The organism is Geodermatophilus sp. SYSU D00815, assembly GCF_054050035.1.
Genome location: NZ_JBJGYO010000024.1, coordinates 1 through 23,274 on the forward strand (window position 1 = coordinate 1; position 23,274 = coordinate 23,274).

The window sequence follows — 23,274 nt, forward strand, 5'->3', positions numbered from 1 at the left end:
CCCCCCCCGCCCCCCCCCCCCCCCCCCCCCCCCCCCCCCCCCCCCCCCCCCCCCCCCCCCCCCCCCCCCCCCCCCCCCCGGGGCCGGTCCACGTCGGCGGGCCGGTGCGGACCTCGCGGACACCGGCGAGGTCGGCGGTGCCGATGGTGACGGTCCGGCTCACCGGCTCGATGCCCAGCACGTACCGCGGCCGGGAGTCACCCGCGCTCACCCCCAGCCCGCGCCGCTGGCCGACGGTGAACCCGTAGGTGCCGTCGTGCTCGCCGACCGTCGCGCCCGTGGCCGCGTCGACCAGCGGGCCCGGCCGGCTGCCGAGGCGCCGGGCGAGGAAGCCGCGGGTGTCGCCGTCGGGGATGAAGCAGATGTCGTGCGAGTCGGGCTTGGCGGCGACCGCGAAGCCGCGCTCGGCGGCGATCTCGCGCACCCGCGCCTTGGTCATCCCGCCCAGCGGGAACACCGCCCCGGCCAGCTGCTCGGCGGTGAGCACGGCGAGCACGTAGGACTGGTCCTTGGCGGGGTCGACCGAGCGGCGCAGCTCGCCGCCGGCGAGCCGGGCGTGGTGCCCGGTGACGACGGCGTCGAAGCCGAGCGCCCGGGCCCGGTCCAGCACCGCGGTGAACTTGATCTTCTCGTTGCAGCGCAGGCACGGGTTGGGCGTGCGGCCCGCGGCGTACTCGGCGACGAAGTCCTCGACGACGTCGTGCGCGAACCGCTCGGCGAGGTCCCAGACGTAGAACGGGATGCCCAGCTCGTCGGCGACCCGGCGGGCGTCGTGCGCGTCCTCCACGCTGCAGCACCCGCGGGCGCCGCTACGCAGCGTCTGCCGGTCGGGCGAGAGGGCCAGGTGGACGCCGGTCACGTCGTGGCCCGCGTCGACCGCCAGCGCGGCCGCGACGGCGGAGTCCACGCCCCCGCTCATCGCCGCGAGAACCCTCATCGCGAGCCCAGCCCGGCCCGCCGGGCCCGCTCGACCACCGGCCCGATCACCCCGAGCAGCGCGTCGACGTCGGCGTCGGTGGAGGTGTGCCCGAGGCTGAACCGCAGCGAGCTGCGCGCGCGGCCGGCCTCGGCGCCGACGGCCAGCAGCACGTGGCTGGGCCGGGCCACGCCGGCGCTGCAGGCAGAGCCCGTGGAGCACTCGACCCCGCGCGCGTCGAGCAGCATGAGCAGCGCGTCGCCCTCCGCGCCGGGGAAGGACAGGTGCGCGTTGCCGGGCAGCCGGCCGGGCCCGCCGGCGACGACGTCGTCCAGGGGCGCCCCGTTGAGCTGGGCGTCGGGCACCTGGGCGACGACGCCGGCGACCAGCCGGTCGCGCAGCCGCGCCAGCCGGGCGACGCGCTCGGGGCGGGACCGCACCGCCGTCGTCGTCGCCACCTGCAGGCCGACGATGGCCGCGACGTCGAGGGTCCCGGAGCGCACGTCGCGCTCCTGACCGCCGCCGTGCAGCAGCGGCGTGCACTCGGCGTCGCGGCGCAGCAGCAGCACGCCGGCGCCCATCGGGCCGCCGAGCTTGTGCCCGGTCATGGTGAGCGCGTCGGCGCCGCTGGCGGCGAAGTCGACGGGCACCTGGCCGACCGCCTGCACCGCGTCGGTGTGCAGCGGGACGCCGACGGCGTGCGCGACCCCGGCCAGCGCGGCCACGTCGCTCACGGTGCCGATCTCGTTGTTGGCCCACATGACGCTGGCCACCGCGACGTCGGTGCCGTCGCCGAGCGCCTCGCGCAGGGCCGCGGGCGACACGCGCCCGCTCGGTTCGACCGACAGCCAGGTGACGTCGGCGCCGTCGTGCTTGACCAGCCACTCGACGCTGTCGAGGACGGCGTGGTGCTCCGCCGGGCTCACCACGAGCCGCCGGCGGCGGGAGTCGGCGGTGCGCCGGGCCCAGAACAAGCCCTTGACGGCGAGGTTGTCGCTCTCGGTGCCGCCGCTGGTGAACAGGACCTCCGACGGCCGCGCGCCGAGCGCCTCGGCGATCCGCTCCCGGGACTGCTCCGCCGCGCGGCGGGCGGCCCGGCCGCTGGCGTGCAGCGACGAGGCGTTGCCCACGCGGCCGAGCTGCTCGGTCATCGCGGCCAGCACCTCGGGGAGCACCGGCGTCGTGGCCGCGTGGTCCAGGTACGTCATGGCGCACCCAATGTAGTCGCGCCCTCCGCGACACCACGCCCCGGAACGGGGGCGGCCGCCCGGCCGGCGACCCGGACACCGACGAGCGCGAGCGCGGTCAGCACGGCGACCGTGCCGGCGATCGCGACCGGCATCGACAGCGCCCCGGTGGTGGCCGCCGCGACGAGCACGCCGGCCAGCCCGATGCACAGCGCCGAGGCGGTGACGTCGGAGATCTGCAGCGCCGCGGAGTCGGCGCCGCGGCGGTGCTCCGGGGACTGGTCGAGCAGCAGGACGCCGACGCTGGGCATGCCCAGCCCCATGCCCAGCCCCGCGACCGCCCAGGTGGCGTACGCGGGCCACCCGCCCAGGGCGGGGACGGCGGTGAGCGCCGTCCCGGCCAGCCCGGCGGCGAGCAGCGCGAAGCCCACCCGCAGCACCCGCTCGCGCGGCACGTGCGGGAACCGGCCCTGCACCTGCGACGCCGCGGCCCACCCGACGGCGCCGGCGGTCAGCGGGATGCCGGCGGCGGTGGCGCCGAAGCCGTGCACCTCGGTGAGCGCCAGCGGCAGCAGCGCGTCCATGCCGAAGAAGGCACCGGCGAGCAGCCCGCGCGAGGCGACCACCGCCGGCAGCCCCCGCCCGGCGCGGCCGGTGCCGGGCGGCAGCAGCGGTCGCAGCCCCGCGAGCAGCGCGGCGACCCCGACGACGGCGAGCGCCAGGGCCGGCAGGTCACGGCGCTGACCGGCGTACTGGAGCACCGCGATGCCCGCGCCGGCGAGCAGCGCCCAGCCCCAGCGGGACCGCGACGGGGAGCCGGCGGGCTCGTGGCGCGGCAGCGCCCGGACGGCGGGCAGCACCAGCGCCGTCCCGAGCGCGATGAGCGGGAGCAGGCCGAGGAAGACCAGCCGCCAGCTGGCGTGGGTGGTGAGCAGGCCGGCCAGCAGCGGCCCGACGAGCGCCGGCAGCACCCACGCGGAGCTGATGGCGCCGAACAGCCGCGGGCGCAGCGCCGGCTCGTAGGCCAGCCCGGCGATCACGTACAGCGAGACCGCGATGGTGCCCGCGCCGAAGCCCTGGACCGCCCGGCCGGCGACGAAGACGGCCATGTCCCCGGCGACGCCGGCCACCAGCAGCCCCGCGGCGAACGCGGCGACCCCCCAGGGCAGCGCCACCCGGGCACCCCGACGGTCGCCGACGTCTCCCCCGACCACCATCCCGACGACGGAGGCGACCAGGAAGGCGCTGAACGGCCACGCGTACCAGGCCAGCCCGTCGAGCTCGGCCACCGCGGTCGGCATGGCCGTCCCCACCGCCATCGCCTCGAAGGCGATGAAGGTCACCAGCATGACCAGCCCCGCGGTGGTCAGGCGGTGCTCGCGATCGAGCAGTCGCGCCGCCGCCACCTCGTCCACCACCCCGCGGTCCACCTTCCGCTCAACCGTCCTGCGCCGCGAACCCTTTCCGCGCACACGCCGGGCGCCGGCCCCCGGAACGGGGACCGGCGCCCGAGGTGCGGCCCTCCTGCAGGACCCCGTGCCGAGCCCGCGGGGCACGGGGGAAGGGTGGTCTTCCTACTTGCGGGACCTGATCAGCTCGGTGGCCTGCGGGGCGACCTGGAACAGGTCGCCGACCACGCCGAAGTCGGCCAGCTCGAAGATCGGCGCCTCGGGGTCCTTGTTGATGGCGACGATCGTCTTGCTGGTCTGCATCCCGGCGCGGTGCTGGATGGCACCGGAGATGCCGACGGCGATGTAGAGCTGCGGGGACACGGTCTTGCCGGTCTGGCCCACCTGGAAGGTGTGCGGGTAGAAGCCGGAGTCCACCGCCGCCCGCGAGGCGCCGACGGCCGCACCCAGGGAGTCGGCCAGGTCCTCGATGATCTTGAAGTTGTCGGCGGAGGCGACGCCGCGGCCACCGGAGACGACGATCGCCGCCTCGGTCAGCTCCGGCCGGCTGCTCTTCTGCTCCACCACCCGGTCGACGACCTTCACCTGCTTGGCGGCGTCGGAGAGCGCGACCTCGACGGTCTCCTCGGCGGCCGCGCCGGGGGCGGGCTCGGGTGCGACGGAGTTGCCGCGCAGGGTGTAGATCGGGGTGCCGGTGGTGACCTTCGAGTGCACGATCGTCGCCCCGGCGAAGGCCACCTGGGTGGCCGTGCCGTCGGCGGCGATCTCGGTGACGTCGGTCAGCAGGCCGGAGCCGGTCTTGACCGCCAGCCGGGCGGCGACCTCCTTGCCCTCCGGCGAGGAGGGGATGACGACGGCCGCGGGCGACACCCGCTCGACCAGGGACGCCAGCACCTCCGCCTTGGGCGCCACGAGGTAGTCGTCGATCTCCGGCGACTCGGCGACGTAGACCTTCTGCGCGCCGTGCTCGGCCAGCGCGTCCTTGGCGGCGGCGGCCGAGCCGGGGGCGCCGGCCACGACGGCCGACGGCTCGCCCAGGGCGCGGGCGGCAGTCAGCGCCTCCAGCGTGGTCTTGCGGACGCCGCCGCCGGCGGGGTTGAGCTCGACGAGGACCAGGACCTCTGCCATGACTGCTCGATCTCCTTCTGTTGCGCTCGGGTCCGCGGTCAGACGATCTTCTGCTCGGCGAGGAAGCCGACCAGCTTCTCGGCGCCGTCGCCCTCGTCGGTCACCTTGACCCCGGCGCCCTTCGGCGGGCGGCCGGCGAAGTCGACGACCTGCGTGGTCGCGTTCGCCAGGCCGACCTGCCCGGCGTCGATCCCCAGGTCGGCCAGCGACTTGGACTCCACGGGCTTCTTCTTGGCGGCCATGATCCCCTTGAAGGAGGGGTAGCGCGGCTCGTTGATCGAGTCCCAGGTGGACACGATCGCCGGCAGCGGCGCCTCCAGCGCCCAGTAGCCGGTGTCGGTCTGCCGCTCCACCCGGGCCACGCCGCCCTCGATCGTGAGCTTGCGCGCGCCGGACAGCTGCGGGATGCCCAGCCGCTCGGAGAGCAGCGCCGGCATCACGCTCATCTGCGAGTCGGTGGCCTCGGCGCCGCACAGCACCAGGTCGTACTCCAGCTGGCCCAGCGCCGCGGCGATCACCGCCGACGTCTGGATCGCGTCGGAGCCGTGGATCGCCTCGTCGGAGACGTGCACCGCCCTGTCCGCGCCCATCGACAGCGCCTTTCGGATCGCGTCGGTGGCCGAGTCGGGGCCGACGGTGAGCACGGTGACCTCGCCGCCCTCGCGGTCGCGGACCTGCAGCGCCTCCTCGATGGCGTACTCGTCCATCTCGTTGATCACGTTGTCCGCGCTCGCCCGCGCGACCGTGTTGTCGGCCGCGTCGAGCCTGCGCTCGCTGCCGGAGTCGGGGACCTGCTTGACCAGAACGACGATGTTCATCGCCAGACCTACCTCCGCGATGGGGTCAGGGCGCGGGCCCTGCCGCCCGCCTAGCTCCGATCATGGAGGTTACTGGCCGGTAACGGACGCGTGCCGGGGGAGGTGGGTGACCCGTATCACGCCCCGTCGGGCAGCGGACGCCGGAGGCGTCACCGACCCGAGAAGGTGGCCTTGCCGGGCCCGTTCTCGAGGAACGAGCGCATGCCGACCTTCTGGTCCTCGGTGTCGAACAGCTCGGCGAACAGCCGGCTCTCGAGGGCCAGCCCCTGCGGCAGCGGCAGGTCGAGCCCCTCGTCGATCGCCCGCTTGGCCGCAGCCAGCGCCAGCGGCGGGCCGGCGGCGAACTTGCGCGCCATGGCCACGGCGGTGGCGTACACCTCGTCGTCGGGGACGACGGCGTCGGCCAGGCCGATCTCCAGCGCCTCCTCGGCGCCGACGTGCCGGCCGGTGAACACGAGGTCCTTCGCCTTCGCGGGACCGACCAGGCGGGCCAGCCGCTGGGTGCCGCCGGCGCCCGGGATGACGCCGAGCAGGATCTCGGGCTGGCCGATCTTCGCGTTGCGCCCGAGCACGCGGAAGTCGGCGCACAGCGCGAGCTCGTAGCCGCCGCCGAGCGCGTACCCGGTGACGGCCGCGATGACCGGCTTGGGGATCCGGGTGACCTGCGTGAACGAGTCGGTGAGCTCCCGGCCCCAGGCGACCATCGCGGTGCCGTCGAGGCGCGACATCGCCTTGATGTCGGCGCCGGCGGCGAAGACCCGCTCCCCGCCGTAGATCACCACCGCGCGCACGTCGTCGCGCTCGGCGGCCTGCAGCGCCGCGGCGCGGACCTCCCGGTGCAGCTGCTCGTCGATCGCGTTCATCTTCGGCCGGTCCAGGCGCATGGTGCCCACGCCGCCCTCGACCTGCAGGGTCACGAACTCCGGCTCCGCCATGGCCGCACCATACGGCCCCCCGCAGGGCCCCGCCGCGAGCCTGCGAGCGGATGGAGGCAGGGGGTCCGGCTACGCGCGGCGGGCGGTGAACCGCCCGTCCTGGCGCGACAGCGTCAGCTCCAGCCCGAAGGTGTCGGACAGGTGCGCGGAGGTCAGCACGTCGTCCGCCGCCCCGGCGGCCACCACCTCGCCGTCGCGCAGCAGCAGGGCGTGCGAGTACCCGGGCGGGATCTCCTCGACGTGATGGGTGACCAGCACCTGCGCCGGGGCGAACAGGTACCGGGCCAGGTCGGACAGCCGGGAGACGAGGTCCTCGCGGCCGCCGAGGTCGAGGCCGGCGCCCGGCTCGTCGAGCAGCAGCAGCTCGGGGTCGGGCATGAGCGCGCGGGCGATCTGGGTGCGCTTGCGCTCGCCCTCCGACAGGGTGCCGAACGGCCGGTGCGCGAACTGGGCGACGCCCCACTGGTCCATCAGCATCGCCGCGCGGGTCAGGTCGTGGACGTCGTAGCGCTCGCGCCACCGGCCGACGACGGCGTAACCCGCGGAGATGACGACGTCGCCGGTCTTCTCCCCCGCCCCGATGCGCTGCGCGAGCGCGGCGCTGGTCAGGCCGATCCGCGGACGCAGCTCGAAGACGTCGACCGCGCCGAGGGTCTCGCCCAGCAGCTGCACCTCCCCGCGGGTGGGGTGCATGTGCGCGGCGGCCAGCTGCAGCAGGGTGGTCTTCCCGGCGCCGTTGGGGCCGAGGACCACCCACCGGTGGTGCGCCTCGACGGTCCAGTCGACGCCGCGCAGCAGGTAGGTGTCCCCCCGCACGACGTCGACCCCCCGCATGCGGACGACCGGCTCGGACGGGCCCCCACCAGACACACTGCTCGACACGCGTCCATCCAACCAACTCCCGCCGCGCCTCCTGCGACGCGCCACGGCCGCGGAGGGGGCAGGATCGCGGAGTGGCACTCCCCGAGGTCGGACCGCTCGGTCCCGTCACCTGGCCCGGATCGCCGAGCCCGCTGGGCGCGCACTGGGACGGCACCGGCACCAACTTCGCGCTGTGGGCCGGCGGGGCCTCGGCGGTGGACCTGTGCCTGTTCGACGCCGACGGCACCGAGCACCGCCAGCGGCTGCAGGAGAACACCCACCAGGTGTGGCACGCGCGGCTGCCCGGTGTGGGTCCCGGCCAGCGCTACGGCTACCGGGTGCACGGGCCCTACGACCCCGGCAGCGGGCAGCGCTACAACCCCGCCAAGCTGCTGCTCGACCCCTACACGCGGGCCGTCGACGGCCGGCTCGCGCTCGACGGCGCGCTGTTCGGCTACCGCGGCGACAACCCCGACTCGCAGGCGCCCGACGACCGCGACTCGGCCCCGTTCGTGCCGCGCGGCGTGGTCATCCACGACTCGTTCCCGTGGGAGGGCGACCGGCCCCCGGCGACCTCGTGGTCGGACACGGTCATCTACGAGGTGCACGTCAAGGGCGCGACGATGCGCCACCCCGAGGTCCCGCCCGCATTGCGCGGCACCTACGCGGGCCTGGCGCACCCGGCGTTCGTCGAGCACCTGACCGGGCTCGGCGTCACCGCCGTCGAGCTGCTGCCGGTGCACCACTTCGTCAGCGAGCCGCACCTGCTCCGGCGCGGCCTGACCAACTACTGGGGCTACAACACCCTGGGCTACTTCGCCCCGCACGCCGACTACAGCTCCGCCGGCAGCGGCGGGCAGCAGGTCACCGAGTTCAAGGCGATGGTGAAGGCGCTGCACGCGGCCGGCATCGAGGTGATCCTCGACGTCGTCTACAACCACACCGCCGAGGGCGACCACACCGGCCCGACGCTGTCGTTCAAGGGGATCGACAACCGCGCCTACTACCGCGTGCGCGGCGGCGACGCGGCCCGGTACACCGACTACACCGGCTGCGGGAACACCCTCGACGTCCGCCGGCCCGCCGTCCTGGCGCTGCTCATGGACTCGCTGCGGTACTGGGTGACCGAGATGCACGTCGACGGCTTCCGCTTCGACCTCGCCTCCGCGCTGGCCCGCTCCATGCACGACGTCGACCGGCTGTCGGCGTTCTTCGACGTCGTCCACCAGGACCCGGTCGTCAGCCAGGTGAAGCTGATCGCCGAGCCGTGGGACGTCGGCGAGGGCGGCTACCAGGTGGGCAACTTCCCGCCGCCGTGGACGGAGTGGAACGGCAAGTACCGCGACACCGTGCGCGACGTGTGGTCCGGCGCCCCGGTGGGGGTGCGGGACCTCGCCTACCGGCTGACCGGCTCCTCGGACCTGTACCGCTCCGACGGGCGCCGGCCGTTCGCGAGCATCAACTTCGTCACCGCCCACGACGGGTTCACCCTCGCCGACCTCGTCGCCTACGAGCGCAAGCGCAACGAGGCCAACGGCGAGGACAACCGCGACGGCGAGAGCCACAACCGGAACTGGAACTGCGGGGTCGAGGGGCCGACCGGCGACCCCGACGTCCTGGCGCTGCGGGCCCGCCAGGTGCGCAACCACCTGGCGACGCTGCTGCTGTCGACCGGGGTGCCGATGCTCACCGCCGGCGACGAGCTGGGCCGCACCCAGCAGGGCAACAACAACGCCTACTGCCAGGACAACGAGGTCTCCTGGATCGACTGGAAGGACGTCGACGAGGACCTGCTCGCCTTCGTCCGCCGGCTGGTGCAGCTGCGGCACGCCGCGCCGGCGCTGCGGCAGGAGGCGTTCTTCGAGGGGCACGAGCTGCCGGCCACCGGCGGCACCCGCGACCTGGCCTGGTTCAACCCCGCCGGCGCCCAGCTGACCACCGCCGACTGGTTCGACACGAACCTCAAGACGGTCGGCATGTACCTCGACGGGCGGGCGCTGCGGCACCGCGACGAGTTCGGCCGGCGGGTCGTGGACGAGTCCTACCTGGTGTGGCTGCACGCCGGCGCCGAGCCGACGACGGTCACCCTGCCCGGTCCGCCCTGGGGCGACGGCTACGAGCTGGTGCTCTCCACCGAGTACCCCACCGGCGCCCCGCCCCGGCCGGCCGTGGTCGGTCCGGGCCCGGTGCGGCTGCCGGGCCGCAGCGTCTGGCTGATGCGGATCCTCCGCCGCCCCTGAGGCCTCGCGGCCACGATCAGCTCACCTGATCCCGGCAGCTCCTCCCCCGTGCTGCGGCACGAGGGAGGACGTGCCGCGGTGCGGGAGGACGGCGTCGGCCTCGCGGACGGCGTCACCCGAACGCGGAAGGGCCCCGCCGGCGAACCGGCGGGGCCCTTCCGCGTGCGTCGGGAGTCAGTCCTGGGGCTGCTCGAAGGTGATGACGGTCCAGCCGAGCAGCAGCCGGTCGCCGTCGGAGAGCGGGTGGGCGACGCCGGGCTCCAGCTGGGTCCACTCGGTGGCCTCGGGACCGGCGACGTGGGTGCCGTTGAGCGAACCCAGGTCGACGAGGGAGACCTCCCGGCCGGCCCGCTGGATCGCCGCGTGCGCCGAGGAGAGCACGTTCTGGGTGTCCGCGATCGGCACCGGGCGGGCCGAGCCGCCGGTCACCAGCTCGTGGTTGTCGGGACGACGGCCCAGCACCAGGTCCTCGTCGACGGTGACGACCATGCCGTCGTCGAACCGCAGGATCGGCGCCACGGGGGCGTCGGGACGCCAGAACGCGGTCTGCTCACCCGAGTCGGCCCGGCTGGCGCCGGAGGACACCGGGGCGGACGGCGCGGCGCCGAAGCCGGCGTCGGAGGGGGCGGAGTAGGACTGCGCGGGCGCCGCCACCGGCTGGGGCGCCGAGGCGGCCGGAGCGGCGGCGGCCAGCTGCAGCATCGCGCCGGAGCCGGGGACCGTCCCCTCGACGAGGTCGAGGGCGACGCCCGGCGGCATCTGCGGGGCCGCCTGGCCGGGGCCGACGTAGAGGGTCTGGCCGAGCGAGAAGCCGGCCGCCAGCGTGCAGCCGCCGTCGACCGACGAGCCCGAGACCGGCACGCCGTCGACGGCGGGCTGGCCCTTCCCCGACCACAGCGCGACACCGGTGCCGGCGCCCTCCGCGGTGTCGGCGAGCACGAGGGCGAAGGAGGCCCCGCCGTGGGCGAGGGTGGAGACCTGGCCGGCCACGGCGGCCAGGACGCGGTCGGCGCCGGGGCCCGAGACGCCCAGGCAGGCGTGCAGGGCCGCCACCAGGGCGGGCGAGCCGGGCGCGTCGACCCACAGCAGACCGCCGCCGCGACGGGCGACGACCGAGTCTCCGGGGAGGACTTCACAGCGGTCGGGCATGGGCTCCAGCCTAGTGTTGCGCTGCAGGTGTGGGCGGTCGCGGAGCACCGCCACGCCGAGCGAGGGCGGTGTCACCCGTGGTGCATGGGATACCCGTGACCTGAGGGTCTCAAGCGAGAGTACGGGCGCCCCGGAGCCCGACGGGGCGGCCGTCGTCAGGCGCTCGTCACCAGGCCCAGCTCCGCCGGGTCGGCGAGGTGCGCCGACTTCGGCAGCACCCGCACCGTGTACCCGAAGGCGCCGGTGCGCTCCAGCGGGACCGTGGCCGTGAACCAGTGCCGCGACCCGTCGGCCTGCTCGTGCTCCATGGGGATGCAGGTGACGTCGTGCAGCCCGTCGGCGTCGTCCACCCGGCCGTAGGCCGCCTGCACCTGGACGTCGGACGGGGCCAGCCCCGGCAGCTCCACCTCGGCGCGCAGCGCCAGCGTCGAGCCGATCTCCGGGGTGTCGCCGGCGCCGGTGGCCTCCACGTGCGCCACCCGCACGGTGCTCCAGTTCTCGTGCAGGTGCGCCCGCAGCGCCGCCTCCTGGCGCGCCGGCGAGTAGGTGCCGCCGTCGGACATGGCCCGCGCCGAGAGCGCCGCCGGCCGGTAGAGCTGCTGCACGTAGTCGCGCACCATCCGCGAGGCGAGCACCTTCGGGCCGGTCTCGCGCAGGGTGTGCCGGACCATCTCGACCCAGCGGGCCGGGACGCCGTCGCGGTCGCGCTCGTAGAACCGGGGCAGCACCTGGGTGCCGATCAGCTCGTAGATGGCCCGGGCCTCGACCTCGTCGCGGCGGTCGGGGTCGGCGACGCCGTCGGCGGTGGGGATGGCCCAGCCGTTCTGGCCGTCGAACCACTCGTCCCACCACCCGTCGCGGATGGAGAGGTTCAGCCCGCCGTTGAGGGCGGCCTTCATGCCCGACGTGCCGCAGGCCTCCAGCGGGCGCAGCGGGTTGTTCAGCCAGACGTCGCAGCCCCAGTAGAGGTAGCGGGCCATGCCGATGTCGTAGCCGGGCAGGAACGCGATCCGGTGCCGGATCTCCGGGTCGTCGGCGAAGCGCACCATCTGCTGGATCAGCTGCTTGCCGCCGTCGTCGGCCGGGTGGCTCTTGCCCGCGATGACCAGCTGGATCGGCCGCTCGTCGTCGAGGAGCAGGGCCTTGAGCCGCTCCGGGTCCTTGAGCATGAGCGTGAGCCGCTTGTAGGACGGCACCCGGCGGGCGAAGCCGATGGTGAGCACGTCGGGGTCGAAGGCGGTGTCGGTCCAGCCGACCTCGGCCTCGACGGCGCCGCGGGACAGCGCCGTCTCGCGCAGCCGGCGGCGCACCTCGTCGACCAGCCGCCCGCGCAGCATCCGCCTGGTCTGCCACAGCTCGCCGGCCGGGATCCGGTCGACGCCGTCGAAGTGCACCGGCCCGTCGACCTCGACCGGGTCGCCCTGGGTGGTGGTCTGGGTGCCCAGCTCCACCAGCTCCCGGGCGGTCCAGGTGGCGGCGTGCACACCGTTGGTGATGGAGGAGATCGGGACGTCGTCCTCGTCGAAGCCCGGCCACAGGCCGCTGAACATGTGCCGGCTGACGTGCCCGTGCAGCCGGCTGACGCCGTTGGCCCGCTGCCCGAGGCGCAGCCCCATGTGCGCCATGTTGAACTTCGCCGGGTCCTCCTCGGCCCCCAGCGCCAGCAGCTCCCCCAGCGGCACGCCGAACCCGGCGAAGTAGCGCTCGATGAGCGCGCGCGGGAAGCGGTCGATGCCGGCCGGCACCGGCGTGTGCGTGGTGAACACCGTGCCGCCCCGCACCGCCTGCAGCGCCTCGGGGAACGACAGCCCGTGCGACTCGGTCAGCTCCCGGATCCGCTCGATCCCCTGGAAGCCGGCGTGGCCCTCGTTGGCGTGGAACACCTCGGGCTGCGGGGTGCCGGTGAGCGAGCAGAACGCCCGCAGCGCGCGGACGCCGCCGATGCCGAGCAGCATCTCCTGCCGCAGCCGGTGGTCCTCGTCGCCGCCGTAGAGCCGGTCGGTGACGTGCCGCTCGGCCGGGGCGTTCTCCTCGATGTCGCTGTCGAGCAGGAGCAGCGGGACCCGGCCCACCTGGGCGCGCCACACGTGCGCGTGCAGCGTGCGGCCCTCGGGCAGCGGCACGGTGATGACGACGGCGGCGCCGTCGGCCTGCCGCAGCAGCTTGACCGGCAGGCCGTGCGGGTCCAGCGACGGGTAGTGCTCGAGCTGCCAGCCGTCGGCCGACAGGCCCTGGTCGAAGTAGCCCGCCCGGTAGAGCAGGCCCACGCCGATGAGCGGGACGCCGAGGTCGGAGGCGGCCTTGAGGTGGTCGCCGGCGAGGATGCCCAGGCCGCCGGAGTACTGGGGCAGCACCTCGGTGATGCCGAACTCGGCGGAGAAGTACGCGATCGCCTTGGGGGCGTCGGCGCCCAGCGACTGGTACCAGAGCTCGGCGCCCATGTAGTCGTCGAGGTCGTCGACGACGTCCTGGAGCCGGCGCAGGAAGCGCCGGTCCTTGGCCAGGGTGGCCAGCCGCTCGGCCGAGATCTCGCCCATCATCTTGACCGGGTCGCCGCCGCAGTCCTGCCACAGCGCCGGGTCGAGGGCCTCGAAGAGGTCCCGGGTCTCGGGGTGCCACGACCAGCGCAGGTTCATCACCAGCTGGGCCAGCGCCTGCAGGGGCTCCGGGAGGGTGGCACGGACGGTGAACCGGCGGAGAGCGCGCACGCGGCGAGCCTAACCAGGGACGACGTCGCCTTCAGCCGCGCGCGGCCGGGGCGGCGCCCACCCCTCCGGGTGGTCCCCCACCGCCGAGGTGTGGCCGCCCGGTGATCTCGCTAGCGTCTGTGCCGATGACTGGCCGCCCTGACCTCCGCCTCGGCATCACCGATGTCGCCCCCGTCGTGTCCTGCGGGTCCTTCTCGGCCCGCGCCGTGGTCGGCGAGCACCTGCCGATCACCGCCACCGTGTTCCGCGAGGGCCACGACGCCGTCGCGGCCAACGTCGTCTGGCGACCGCCGGGCGAGGCCGCGCAGCCGCCGCTGCGCCGGATGGCCCGCTACGGCGAGGAGCCCGACCGCTGGCTGACCACCGTGGTCCCCGACCGCGAGGGTCGGTGGACCTACACCGTCGAGGCGTGGAGCGACCCGCTGGCCACCTGGCACCACGCGGTCGAGGTGAAGATCGCCGCCGGCCAGGGCGCCGCCGAGCTCGCCAACGACCTGGAGGAGGGCGCGCGGCTGCTCGACCGGGTGGCCGCCGACTGCCCCGCCGAGCACCGCGACGCCGTCAGCGCCGCCGCGGCCGCGCTGCGCGACGAGTCCCGGGAGCTGACCGCCCGGGTGGCCCCCTCCTTCACCCCGGCGCTGCAGCAGGTGCTGCACGACCACCCGGTGCGGGAGCTGATCACCCCCTCCCCCACGTACGAGGTCTGGGTCGACCGGCCGCGCGCCCTCTACGGCTCCTGGTACGAGTTCTTCCCGCGCTCCGAGGGCCCGGTGGTCGGCGGCAAGCCCACCCACGGCACGTTCAAGACCGCCCAGGAGCGGCTCCCGGCGGTCGCCGACATGGGCTTCGACGTCGTCTACCTCCCGCCGATCCACCCGATCGGCCGGATCAACCGCAAGGGCCGCAACAACACGCTCACCCCCGAGCCGGACGACGTCGGCTCGCCGTGGGCGATCGGCAGCGAGGACGGTGGCCACGACGCCGTCCACCCGCAGCTGGGCACGCTCGACGACTTCCGCGACTTCGTGTGGCGCGCCGGCGAGCTGGGCCTGGAGGTGGCGCTGGACCTGGCGCTGCAGGCGGCGCCGGACCACCCCTGGGTCAAGGAGCACCCGGAGTGGTTCACCACCAAGCCCGACGGCACGATCGCCTACGCCGAGAACCCGCCGAAGAAGTACCAGGACATCTACCCGATCAACTTCGACAACGACCCCGAGGGCATCTACGCCGAGGTGCTGCGGGTGGTGCGGCACTGGGTGTCCTGCGGCGTGAAGATCTTCCGCGTCGACAACCCGCACACCAAGCCGCTGAACTTCTGGCACTGGCTGATCTGGGAGGTCAAGAAGACCGACCCCGACGTGCTCTTCCTCGCCGAGGCGTTCACCAAGCCGGCGATGATGCACCAGCTGGCCCGGCTGGGGTTCACGCAGTCCTACACGTACTTCACCTGGCGCACCGAGCGCTGGGAGCTCGAGGAGTACGGGCGGTCACTGGCCGGCACGGCCCACTACATGCGGCCGAACTTCTTCGTGAACACCCCGGACATCCTGCACGAGACGCTGCAGTACGGCGGGCCGCCGATGTTCAAGATCCGCGCGGTGCTCGCGTCGATGATGAGCCCGACCTGGGGCGTGTACTCCGGGTTCGAGCTGTTCGAGCACGTCGCCGTCCGCCCGGGCAGCGAGGAGTACCTCGACAGCGAGAAGTACCAGCTGCGGCCGCGCGACTGGGCCGGCGCCGAGGCCTCCGGGCGCAGCCTGGCGCCCTACCTGCGCCGGCTCAACGAGGTCCGGCGGGCCCACCCGGCGCTGCAGCAGCTGCGCACCCTGCGCTTCCACCCGGTCGACAACCCGAACCTGATGTGCTTCTCCAAGACCGACCCCGGCTCCGCCGACGCCGTCCTGGTCGTGGTGAACCTCTCCAGCCGGCACACGCAGATCGGGACGACGGCGCTGGACATGCCCGCGCTCGGGCTCGACTGGCACGAGCGCTTCTCGGTGACCGACGAGCTGACCGGCGCCTCCTACGACTGGGGCCAGTTCAACTACGTGGAGCTCGACCCGTACCGGGAACCGGCGCACGTCTTCTCCGTCGCCTTCCCGCGGCCGGTCCAGTTCCCGCCCGTGGCCGGTTGAGCCCACCTCCGGCGCAGACCCGTCCCACCCAGAAGATCGAGGACGACCCCTCCCGATGACCGTTCCCGTCCCCGACGCGAGCACCTCCGACACCAGGCCGTCGGCGCTGCCGGCCCCCGGCACCGACCCCGACTGGTTCAAGCGCGCCGTCTTCTACGAGGTCCTGGTGCGCGGCTTCGCCGACAGCAACGCCGACGGCGTCGGCGACCTGCGCGGCATGGCCGACAAGCTCGACTACCTGCAGTGGCTGGGCGTCGACTGCCTCTGGCTGCCGCCGTTCTTCGCCTCCCCGCTGCGCGACGGCGGCTACGACGTCAGCGACTACACGGCGGTGCTGCCCGAGTTCGGCGACATCGACGACTTCAAGGAGTTCCTCGACGCGGCCCACGCGCGGGGCATGCGCGTGATCATCGACTTCGTCATGAACCACACCTCGGACCAGCACCCCTGGTTCCAGGCCAGCCGCAGCGACCCCGACGGCCCGTACGGCGACTTCTACGTGTGGGCCGACGACGACACCGGCTACCCCGACGCGCGGATCATCTTCGTCGACACCGAGAGCTCCAACTGGACGTTCGACCCGGTCCGCAAGCAGTACTTCTGGCACCGCTTCTTCTCGCACCAGCCCGACCTCAACTTCGAGAACCCCCGGGTGCAGGAGGCGATCCTGGACGCCCTGCGGTTCTGGCTCGACCTCGGCATCGACGGGTTCCGCCTGGACGCCGTCCCCTACCTCTTCGAGGAGGAGGGGACCAACTGCGAGAACCTGCCGAAGACCCACGAGTTCCTCAAGCGGGTGCGCAAGGTCGTCGACGCCGGCTACCCCGACCGGGTGCTGCTGTGCGAGGCCAACCAGTGGCCGGCCGACGTCGTGGAGTACTTCGGGGCCGACGGCGACGAGTGCCAGATGGCCTTCCACTTCCCGGTCATGCCGCGCCTGTTCATGGCCGCGCGCCGGGAGCAGCGCTTCCCGATCTCGGAGATCATGGCGCAGACGCCGGACATCCCGAAGAACTGCCAGTGGGGCATCTTCCTGCGCAACCACGACGAGCTGACCCTCGAGATGGTCACCGACGAGGAGCGCGACTACATGTGGGCGGAGTACGCCAAGGACCCCCGCATGAAGGCCAACATCGGCATCCGCCGCCGGCTGGCCCCGCTGCTCGAGAACGACATCAACACCCTCGAGCTGTTCAACGCCCTGCTGTTCAGCCTGCCCGGCTCGCCGGTCCTCTACTACGGCGACGAGATCGGCATGGGCGACAACATCTGGCTCGGTGACCGCGACGGCGTCCGGACCCCCATGCAGTGGACGCCGGACCGCAACGGCGGCTTCTCCACCGCCGACCCGCAGCGGATGTACCTGCCGCTGAACATGGACCCGGTCTACGGCTACCAGACCACCAACGTCGAGGCGCAGCTGCGCAACACGAACTCGCTGCTGCACTGGATCCGGCGGATGATCGCCGTCCGCAAGGAGCACCCGACGTTCGGGCTGGGCAGCTTCGAGGAGGTCGGCTCGCGCAACCCGACGGTGCTCTCCTTCGTCCGCCGGTTCGGCGACGACATCGTGCTGTGCGTCAACAACCTGTCGCGGTTCCCCCAGCCGGTGGAGCTGGACCTGCGGCAGTTCGAGGGCTACACCCCGATCGAGCTCACCGGCCGGGTGGAGTTCCCGCAGATCGGCGTCCTGCCGTACATGCTCACCCTGGCCGGGCACGGCTTCTACTGGTTCGAGCTGGCCAAGCCGGTCGAGCCCGAGCCGGAACCCGAACCGGAGCACGAGACCGGGCTGGCCGAGTCGCTGCTGGCGGCCGGGGTCGTCGGGGACGACGAGCACTCCGCCGGAGGTGCGCGATGACCGTGGCGAGCGACCTGCTCAAGGACTGGATGCCCGCCCAGCGCTGGTTCGGCGGCAAGGGCCGGGAGTGGGCGGACGTCGCCGAGAGCGGCTTCTTCCTCGAGCGGGAGCACCCCGTGCTCTCGGTGCACCGGGTGGACGTCACCTACGCCGACGGCGGGCGCGAGACCTACCTGATCCCGGTCTCCTGGCACGAGCACCCGACGGAGGAGCTGACCCACGCCTTCATCGGCGCGGTCACCTACGAGGGCCGGGAGCTCTACGGCTACGACGCCATGCGCGACCGCGACGCGACGACGCCGTGGCTGAAGCACCTGGTGAACGCCTCGACGGTGGGCCCGATGCACTTCCACCCCGCGGGCGTGGCCGCCATCCCCGAGGGGCTCCCCGGCGACGTCGTCTCCGGCGAGCAGAGCAACACGTCGCTGATCTACGGCTCGGAGGCGATCCTCAAGCTGTTCCGGCGGCTCGAGCCCGGCCTCAACCCCGACGTCGAGGTGCACGACGCGCTGCGGCGGACGGAGAACGAGCACATCGCCCCGCTGCTGGGGCACGTGGAGATCGACGACCCCGACCCGGCGAAGCCGGCGGCCACGGCCGCGATGCTGCAGACCTTCGTGCCCAACGCCAGCGACGGCTGGCGGCTGGCCACGGCGAGCGTGCGCGACCTCTACGCCGAGGGCGACCTGCACGCCGACGAGGTCGGCGGCGACTTCGCCGCCGACAGCGAGCGGCTGGGCGCGGCGACGGCGTCGGTGCACGCCGACATGGCGAAGGTGCTGCCCACCGAGCCGGCCGACCAGGCGTGGTTCGCCGGGCTGGCCGAGCAGATGAACGCCCGGCTCGACGCCGCGATCGAGGTCGTGCCGCAGCTCGCCGAGCACGCCGAGGGGCTGCGCGCCCTCTACGCCGCGGTCGCCGGGAGCCAGGAGCAGGTGGTCCGCCAGCGGGTGCACGGCGACCTGCACCTGGGCCAGGTGCTGCGGACGGCGACCGGCTGGATCCTCCTGGACTTCGAGGGGGAGCCGGCCCGCTCGCTCGAGGACCGCCGGCAGCTCGACAGCCCGCTGCGCGACGTGGCCGGGATGCTGCGGAGCTTCGACTACGCCGCGCGTCACATGCTCGTCGAGCAACCCGACGACCCCCAGCGCGCATACCGGGCCCAGGAGTGGGCAGAGCGCAACCGGACCGCGTACTGCTCCGGCTACTCGGCCGCGAGCGGGCTGGACCCGTGCGGGGACTCCCCTCTCCTGCGGGCGTTCGAGGCCGACAAGGCGGTCTACGAGTGCGTCTACGAGGCGCGCAACCGGCCGCACTGGCTGATGATCCCGCTGAACTCGTTGTCCCGGATCTCGTCCGGCAACTGACAGCGGCACGACTTCACGACGACGCACCACCGAGGACGGCGAGGGCACGATGACGACGGACGACGCACAGGACCACGTGGCGGACAAGGACGAGCTCCAGGCCGCCGTCGAGGAGAAGACCGCCCGCGTCCGGCAGCAGGCCGAGGCCGACGAGAACGTGAGCCGGGCCCGCCCGGCGCGCAAGGCCCCGGCGAAGACCGCGAAGGCGACGGCGACGAAGACCACCGCGAAGAAGACGACCGCCAAGAAGACGGCCGCGGCGACGTCGAGCACGGCCGAGGCGACCGCGGGGGCCACCGAGGGGACCACGGCCGAGGCGGCCGCGCCGGCCAAGAAGGCGCCGGCGAAGCGCGCCCCGGCCAAGAAGGCGCCGGCCGGGACGGCGCCGGCGAAGAAGGCGGCCGCGAAGACCACCGCCAAGCGCACCACCGCGAAGAAGACGGCCGAGGCCACGACGCCGCCGGTGGTGCCGCCGGCCCCGGTCGCCGAGCCGGGCGACGGCACGGGCGCCCCCGCGGCACCGGCCGAGCCGGCACCCGCCGAGCCCACACCCGCCGAGCCGGCGCCGGAGACCCCGGCGCCCGGGACCCCCACGCCCGAGGACCCGACGCCCGAGGACCCGGCGCCCGAGAACCCGGCACCCGGCACGAGCACCGAGGCGACGACCGCCCCGGGTGCCGCGGAGCCGGCCGCGCCGGCGGTCGGCGTCGGCGCCGAGGTCAGCGGCGACCAGCTGCGCGCCATCGTCGAGGGCTGGTCGCACGACCCGCACTCCGTCCTCGGCTTCCACCCCGTGGGCGACGGCCGGTGGGTGGTGCGCACCCTCCGGCCGGACGCGGTCAGCGTCACCGTCGTCGACCAGGACGGCTCGCGGTACGAGGCCCGGCAGCTGCACGGCGGCGGCATCTACGAGGCGACCCTGCCGCAGCAGCCCGGCGACTACCGCATCGACGTCACCTACGGCGACGGGGCGGGCGGCACCAACACGTACGTCGTCGACGACCCCTACCGGTGGATGCCGACGGTCGGCGAGCTCGACCAGTACCTGATCGGCGAGGGCCGGCACGAGCGGCTGTGGGAGGTGCTCGGCGCGCACGTGCGCCGCTACGACACCCCCGGCGGGCTGACCGAGGGCGTCTCCTTCGCCGTCTGGGCGCCGAACGCGCGCGGCGTCAAGGTCACCGGCGACTTCGACTACTGGGAGGCGCGGGCCTACCCGATGCGGTCCCTCGGCGCCTCCGGCGTCTGGGAGGTCTTCATCCCCGGGGTGCAAGCCGGCAGCCGGTACCGCTACCACGTGCTCGGTGCCGACGGCGAGTGGCGGGAGAAGTCCGACCCGCTGGCCTTCGCCACCGAGGTGCCGCCGGCCAACGCATCGGTGGTCACCGAGTCGACCTACGAGTGGCACGACGACGAGTGGCTGGCCGACCGCGCCCGCGGCGGCTGGCACGAGCGGCCGATGAGCGTCTACGAGGTGCACGCCGGCTCGTGGCGGCAGGGGCTGGGCTACCGCGAGCTGGCCGACGAGCTCGTCGAGTACGTGGTCGAGTCCGGGTTCACGCACATCGAGTTCATGCCGCTGGCCGAGCACCCGTTCGGCGGCTCGTGGGGCTACCAGGTCACCTCCTACTACGCGCCCACCTCCCGCTACGGCAGCCCCGACGACCTGCGGTACCTGATCGACAAGGCGCACCAGGCCGGCATCGGCGTCATCGTCGACTGGGTCCCGGCGCACTTCCCCAAGGACGCCTGGGCGCTCGGGCGCTTCGACGGCACCGCGCTGTACGAGCACGCCGACCCCCGCCGCGGCGAGCAGCTGGACTGGGGGACGTTCGTCTTCGACTTCGGCCGCACCGAGGTCCGCAACTTCCTGGTGGCCAACGCGCTCTACTGGTGCAAGGAGTTCCACGTCGACGGCCTGCGCGTCGACGCGGTCGCCTCGATGCTCTACCTGGACTACTCGCGCTCCGAGTGGCTGCCCAACGTCCACGGCGGCCGGGAGAACCTCGAGGCGGTGGCCTTCCTGCAGGAGATGAACGCCACCGTCTACCGCGAGGTGCCGGGGGTGGTCACCATCGCCGAGGAGTCGACCGCCTGGCCGGGGGTCACCCGGCCCACCCACCTCGGCGGCCTGGGCTTCGGCTTCAAGTGGAACATGGGCTGGATGCACGACTCGCTGGCCTACGTGGAGAAGCCGCCGGTCTACCGCAGCTACCACCACGGCCAGCTGACGTTCTCGATGATCTACGCCTACTCCGAGAACTACGTCCTGCCGATCAGCCACGACGAGGTCGTGTACGGCAAGGGCTCGCTGCTGCGGAAGATGCCCGGCGACCGGTGGCAGCAGCTGGCCAACCTGCGCGCCTACCTGGCCTACATGTGGGCCCACCCGGGCAAGCAGCTGCTGTTCATGGGCTCGGAGTTCGCCCAGGACTCCGAGTGGGCCGAGAGCCGCTCGCTGGACTGGTGGCACCTGGACGACCCGGCGCACCGCGGCGTCCGCCAGCTGGTGACCGACCTCAACGCCCGCTACCGCGAGCTCGACGCGCTGTGGAGCCTCGACGTCGACCCCGCGGGCTTCCAGTGGATCGACGCGAACGACTCCTCGGGCAACGTGCTCTCCTTCCTCCGCTACGGGCGGCCGGGCGCGCCCGCCGGCGAGGACGGCGCGCCGGCGGCGGGTCAGGCGCTGGCGTGCGTGGCCAACTTCGCCGGGACGCCGCACAGCGGCTACCGCATCGGCCTGCCGCGCGGCGGGCGCTGGCGGGAGGTCCTCAACAGCGACGCGGAGGGCTACGGCGGCTCCGGCGTCGGCAACTGGGGCGGCGTGGAGGCGGTCGAGGAACCGTGGCACGGCCAGCCGTACTCGGCGGTCGTCGAGGCGCCCCCGCTGGGCACCGTCTGGTTCCTGCACGAGGGCTGAGCACCTCCCACCGGGTCGCAGGAGCGCTCCGGCGTCGGCACCGATTCCGACACCCGGCGTCCGACACCGGGCGTTCCTGCACCCCGCTCGGGGCCGCGACCAGGCATCATGTGCCGGCTCGCGAGACGACGCCGGCACGCACCGGCCCCGAAATAGAGGAACAGCGCTCCAATGAGGCATGGCCTGCGCCGCACGATCACCGCGGCAGCAGTGGGCAGCGTGCTGCTCACCGGCTGCTCCAGCACCGTGACGGGGGTGGCGTCCCCCGGCGACGGCGTCCCCCGGGACGTGACGGCGGAGGAGTTCCCGATCGTGAACGCCGAGGACGGCAACGTCGTCGACCAGGCGGCGCGCAACGCCTTCGTCGACCTGTACACCTTCTGGAACGAGGCCTACCCGGAGGCGTACGGGGAGGAGCTGCCCGTCCTGGAGAGCCCGGTCTTCAGCGTCGACGTCGACAACATCGACCCCGCGGCCTTCCCCGACGGCGTCAGCTGCGGCCTGGACCCGCTCGAGGTCGAGAACAACGCGTTCTTCTGCGCCTTCCCCGGTGAGCCCAACTCCGACTCGATCACCTACGACCGGGTCTTCCTGCAGGACCTGGCCGACGAGTTCGGCCGCTCCCTCGTGCCGTTCGTCATGGCCCACGAGTTCGGCCACGCGCTGCAGTACCGCTTCGAGTCCGAGGAACCCTCGATCGTCAAGGAGACCCAGGCCGACTGCCTCGCCGGCGCCTGGACCGCCTGGGTGGTCGAAGGCAACGCCGAGCACACCTCGATCCGGCTGCCGGAGCTCGACGACGTGATCCGGGGGTACCTGCAGACCGCCGACCAGGTGGGCAGCGACCCCAACCGCCGCGGCGCGCACGGCTCGTACTTCGACCGCGTGTCGGCCATCGCCGAGGGCTACGACCAGGGCGTGACGGCCTGCCGCGACAACTTCACCACCGAGCGGCTGTTCACCGCCGCCGAGTTCAGCGACGAGGACCAGGCCAACCAGGGCAACTCGCCCTACGACGTGACGCTCGACCTCATCGACACCAGCCTGCCCCCGTTCTGGCAGGACGTGTTCCCGACCGCCTTCGGGCAGCAGTTCGAGACGCCGACCGTCACGTCGTTCGACGGCACCCCGCCCGACTGCGTCGAGAACCACCGCGACCTCGGCTACTGCGAGTCCGACTCGACCGTCTACTACGACCAGCAGGACCTCACCCAGCCGGCCTACGAGGAGCTGGGCCACTTCGCGGTCGCGACCGCCATCTCGATGCCCTACTCCCTCGCCGTCCGCTCGCAGCTGGGCCTGTCCACCGACGACGGCGCCGCCACCCGCTCGGCGGTCTGCCTCACCGGCTGGTGGGAGGCCCAGGTGTTCAGCGGCCGGCTCCCGGGCGTGGCGATCAGCCCCGGCGACATCGACGAGGCGATCCAGTTCCTCCTCGCCTACGGGGTCGACGACGCCGTCTTCCCGAACGTCGACGCCTCCGGCTTCGAGCTGGTCCGCTCGTTCCGCGCGGGCTTCCTGGAGGGGGCCGGCGCCTGCGACGTGGGCGTCTGACGACCGTGCGCCGCGGGACCCCGGCCGGTCCCGCGGCGCACCGCCGCCGTCCGGCGGGCCGTGCCACCATGCAGGCACCTGCC

15 protein-coding genes are annotated in these 23,274 nt (G+C 73.7%); 6 read left to right on the forward strand and 9 right to left on the reverse strand.

The window, feature by feature from the left end; translation table 11 throughout:
• The 7 genes from mnmA to ACI78S_RS20315 all read right to left on the reverse strand — a co-directional run.
• Positions 1-907 (reverse strand): tRNA 2-thiouridine(34) synthase MnmA (gene mnmA, locus ACI78S_RS20285; protein WP_456976708.1); only part of this gene is annotated, 907 nt, incomplete at its 3' end.
• Between the two features lie 26 nt (positions 908-933).
• Positions 934-2,124: a cysteine desulfurase family protein gene (locus ACI78S_RS20290; protein WP_456976710.1), complete on the reverse strand. Its 1,191-nt coding sequence runs from the start codon at positions 2,122-2,124 to the stop codon at positions 934-936.
• Positions 2,121-3,533: an MFS transporter gene (locus ACI78S_RS20295; protein ID WP_456976712.1), complete on the reverse strand. Its 1,413-nt coding sequence runs from the start codon at positions 3,531-3,533 to the stop codon at positions 2,121-2,123. The genes ACI78S_RS20290 and ACI78S_RS20295 overlap by 4 nt, the downstream gene beginning before the upstream one ends.
• Positions 3,534-3,677: 144 nt before the next feature.
• Positions 3,678-4,640 carry an electron transfer flavoprotein subunit alpha/FixB family protein gene (locus ACI78S_RS20300; protein WP_456976714.1) on the reverse strand — a complete coding sequence of 321 codons (963 nt, stop codon included), beginning with the start codon at positions 4,638-4,640 and terminating at the stop codon, positions 3,678-3,680.
• Between the two features lie 38 nt (positions 4,641-4,678).
• Positions 4,679-5,458 carry an electron transfer flavoprotein subunit beta/FixA family protein gene (locus ACI78S_RS20305; protein WP_456976716.1) on the reverse strand — a complete coding sequence of 260 codons (780 nt, stop codon included), beginning with the start codon at positions 5,456-5,458 and terminating at the stop codon, positions 4,679-4,681.
• A 149-nt stretch (positions 5,459-5,607) separates the two neighbouring features.
• Positions 5,608-6,393, reverse strand: coding sequence for an enoyl-CoA hydratase/isomerase family protein (locus ACI78S_RS20310; protein WP_456976718.1), 786 nt, complete (start codon positions 6,391-6,393; stop codon positions 5,608-5,610).
• 69 nt (positions 6,394-6,462) lie between these two features.
• Positions 6,463-7,227 carry an ABC transporter ATP-binding protein gene (locus ACI78S_RS20315; RefSeq protein WP_456976720.1) on the reverse strand — a complete coding sequence of 255 codons (765 nt, stop codon included), beginning with the start codon at positions 7,225-7,227 and terminating at the stop codon, positions 6,463-6,465.
• Positions 7,228-7,346: 119 nt separating this feature from the next.
• Here ACI78S_RS20315 and glgX point away from each other — a divergent pair, with 119 nt between their 5' ends.
• Positions 7,347-9,494 carry a glycogen debranching protein GlgX gene (glgX, locus tag ACI78S_RS20320; RefSeq protein ID WP_456976722.1) on the forward strand — a complete coding sequence of 716 codons (2,148 nt, stop codon included), beginning with the start codon at positions 7,347-7,349 and terminating at the stop codon, positions 9,492-9,494.
• 174 nt (positions 9,495-9,668) lie between these two features.
• Here the strand turns inward: glgX and ACI78S_RS20325 are convergent, their stop codons facing one another.
• A complete protein-coding gene (locus ACI78S_RS20325) occupies positions 9,669-10,643 on the reverse strand; it encodes an FHA domain-containing protein (RefSeq protein WP_456976724.1) in 975 nt (324 codons plus the stop codon).
• Between the two features lie 155 nt (positions 10,644-10,798).
• Positions 10,799-13,351, reverse strand: coding sequence for an alpha-glucan family phosphorylase (gene glgP / locus ACI78S_RS20330; RefSeq protein WP_456976726.1), 2,553 nt, complete (start codon positions 13,349-13,351; stop codon positions 10,799-10,801).
• A gap of 125 nt (positions 13,352-13,476) precedes the next feature.
• Between glgP and ACI78S_RS20335 the strand changes: the two genes are divergently transcribed.
• The 5 genes from ACI78S_RS20335 to ACI78S_RS20355 all read left to right on the forward strand — a co-directional run bounded on the left by ACI78S_RS20335 (position 13,477) and on the right by ACI78S_RS20355 (position 23,191).
• Positions 13,477-15,486, forward strand: coding sequence for an alpha-1,4-glucan--maltose-1-phosphate maltosyltransferase (locus ACI78S_RS20335; protein ID WP_456976728.1), 2,010 nt, complete (start codon positions 13,477-13,479; stop codon positions 15,484-15,486).
• 55 nt (positions 15,487-15,541) lie between these two features.
• On the forward strand, positions 15,542-17,347 hold the full coding sequence (treS, locus tag ACI78S_RS20340; protein ID WP_456976730.1) for a maltose alpha-D-glucosyltransferase: 1,806 nt from the start codon (positions 15,542-15,544) through the stop codon (positions 17,345-17,347).
• Positions 17,344-18,714: a maltokinase N-terminal cap-like domain-containing protein gene (locus tag ACI78S_RS20345; RefSeq protein WP_456976732.1), complete on the forward strand. Its 1,371-nt coding sequence runs from the start codon at positions 17,344-17,346 to the stop codon at positions 18,712-18,714. The genes treS and ACI78S_RS20345 overlap by 4 nt, the downstream gene beginning before the upstream one ends.
• Positions 18,715-18,763: 49 nt before the next feature.
• Positions 18,764-21,637, forward strand: a complete 2,874-nt coding sequence (gene glgB / locus ACI78S_RS20350; RefSeq protein ID WP_456976734.1) for a 1,4-alpha-glucan branching protein GlgB — start codon at positions 18,764-18,766, stop codon at positions 21,635-21,637.
• Between the two features lie 171 nt (positions 21,638-21,808).
• Positions 21,809-23,191, forward strand: a complete 1,383-nt coding sequence (locus tag ACI78S_RS20355; RefSeq protein ID WP_456976736.1) for a neutral zinc metallopeptidase — start codon at positions 21,809-21,811, stop codon at positions 23,189-23,191.
• Positions 23,192-23,274 lie beyond the last annotated feature (83 nt).

Excerpts from the sequence above, each read along its gene's own strand:
- ACI78S_RS20290 (WP_456976710.1), bottom strand. The coding sequence starts at position 2,124 with ATGACGTACCTGGACCACGCGGCCACGACGCCGGTGCTCCCCGAGGTG.
- ACI78S_RS20300 (WP_456976714.1), bottom strand. The coding sequence starts at position 4,640 with ATGGCAGAGGTCCTGGTCCTCGTCGAGCTCAACCCCGCCGGCGGCGGC.
- ACI78S_RS20305 (WP_456976716.1), bottom strand. The coding sequence starts at position 5,458 with ATGAACATCGTCGTTCTGGTCAAGCAGGTCCCCGACTCCGGCAGCGAG.
- ACI78S_RS20310 (WP_456976718.1), bottom strand. The coding sequence starts at position 6,393 with ATGGCGGAGCCGGAGTTCGTGACCCTGCAGGTCGAGGGCGGCGTGGGC.
- ACI78S_RS20315 (WP_456976720.1), bottom strand. The coding sequence starts at position 7,227 with ATGCGGGGGGTCGACGTCGTGCGGGGGGACACCTACCTGCTGCGCGGC.
- ACI78S_RS20325 (WP_456976724.1), bottom strand. The coding sequence starts at position 10,643 with ATGCCCGACCGCTGTGAAGTCCTCCCCGGAGACTCGGTCGTCGCCCGT.
- ACI78S_RS20335 (WP_456976728.1), top strand. The coding sequence starts at position 13,477 with ATGACTGGCCGCCCTGACCTCCGCCTCGGCATCACCGATGTCGCCCCC.
- treS (WP_456976730.1), top strand. The coding sequence starts at position 15,542 with ATGACCGTTCCCGTCCCCGACGCGAGCACCTCCGACACCAGGCCGTCG.
- ACI78S_RS20345 (WP_456976732.1), top strand. The coding sequence starts at position 17,344 with ATGACCGTGGCGAGCGACCTGCTCAAGGACTGGATGCCCGCCCAGCGC.
- glgB (WP_456976734.1), top strand. The coding sequence starts at position 18,764 with ATGACGACGGACGACGCACAGGACCACGTGGCGGACAAGGACGAGCTC.
- ACI78S_RS20355 (WP_456976736.1), top strand. The coding sequence starts at position 21,809 with ATGAGGCATGGCCTGCGCCGCACGATCACCGCGGCAGCAGTGGGCAGC.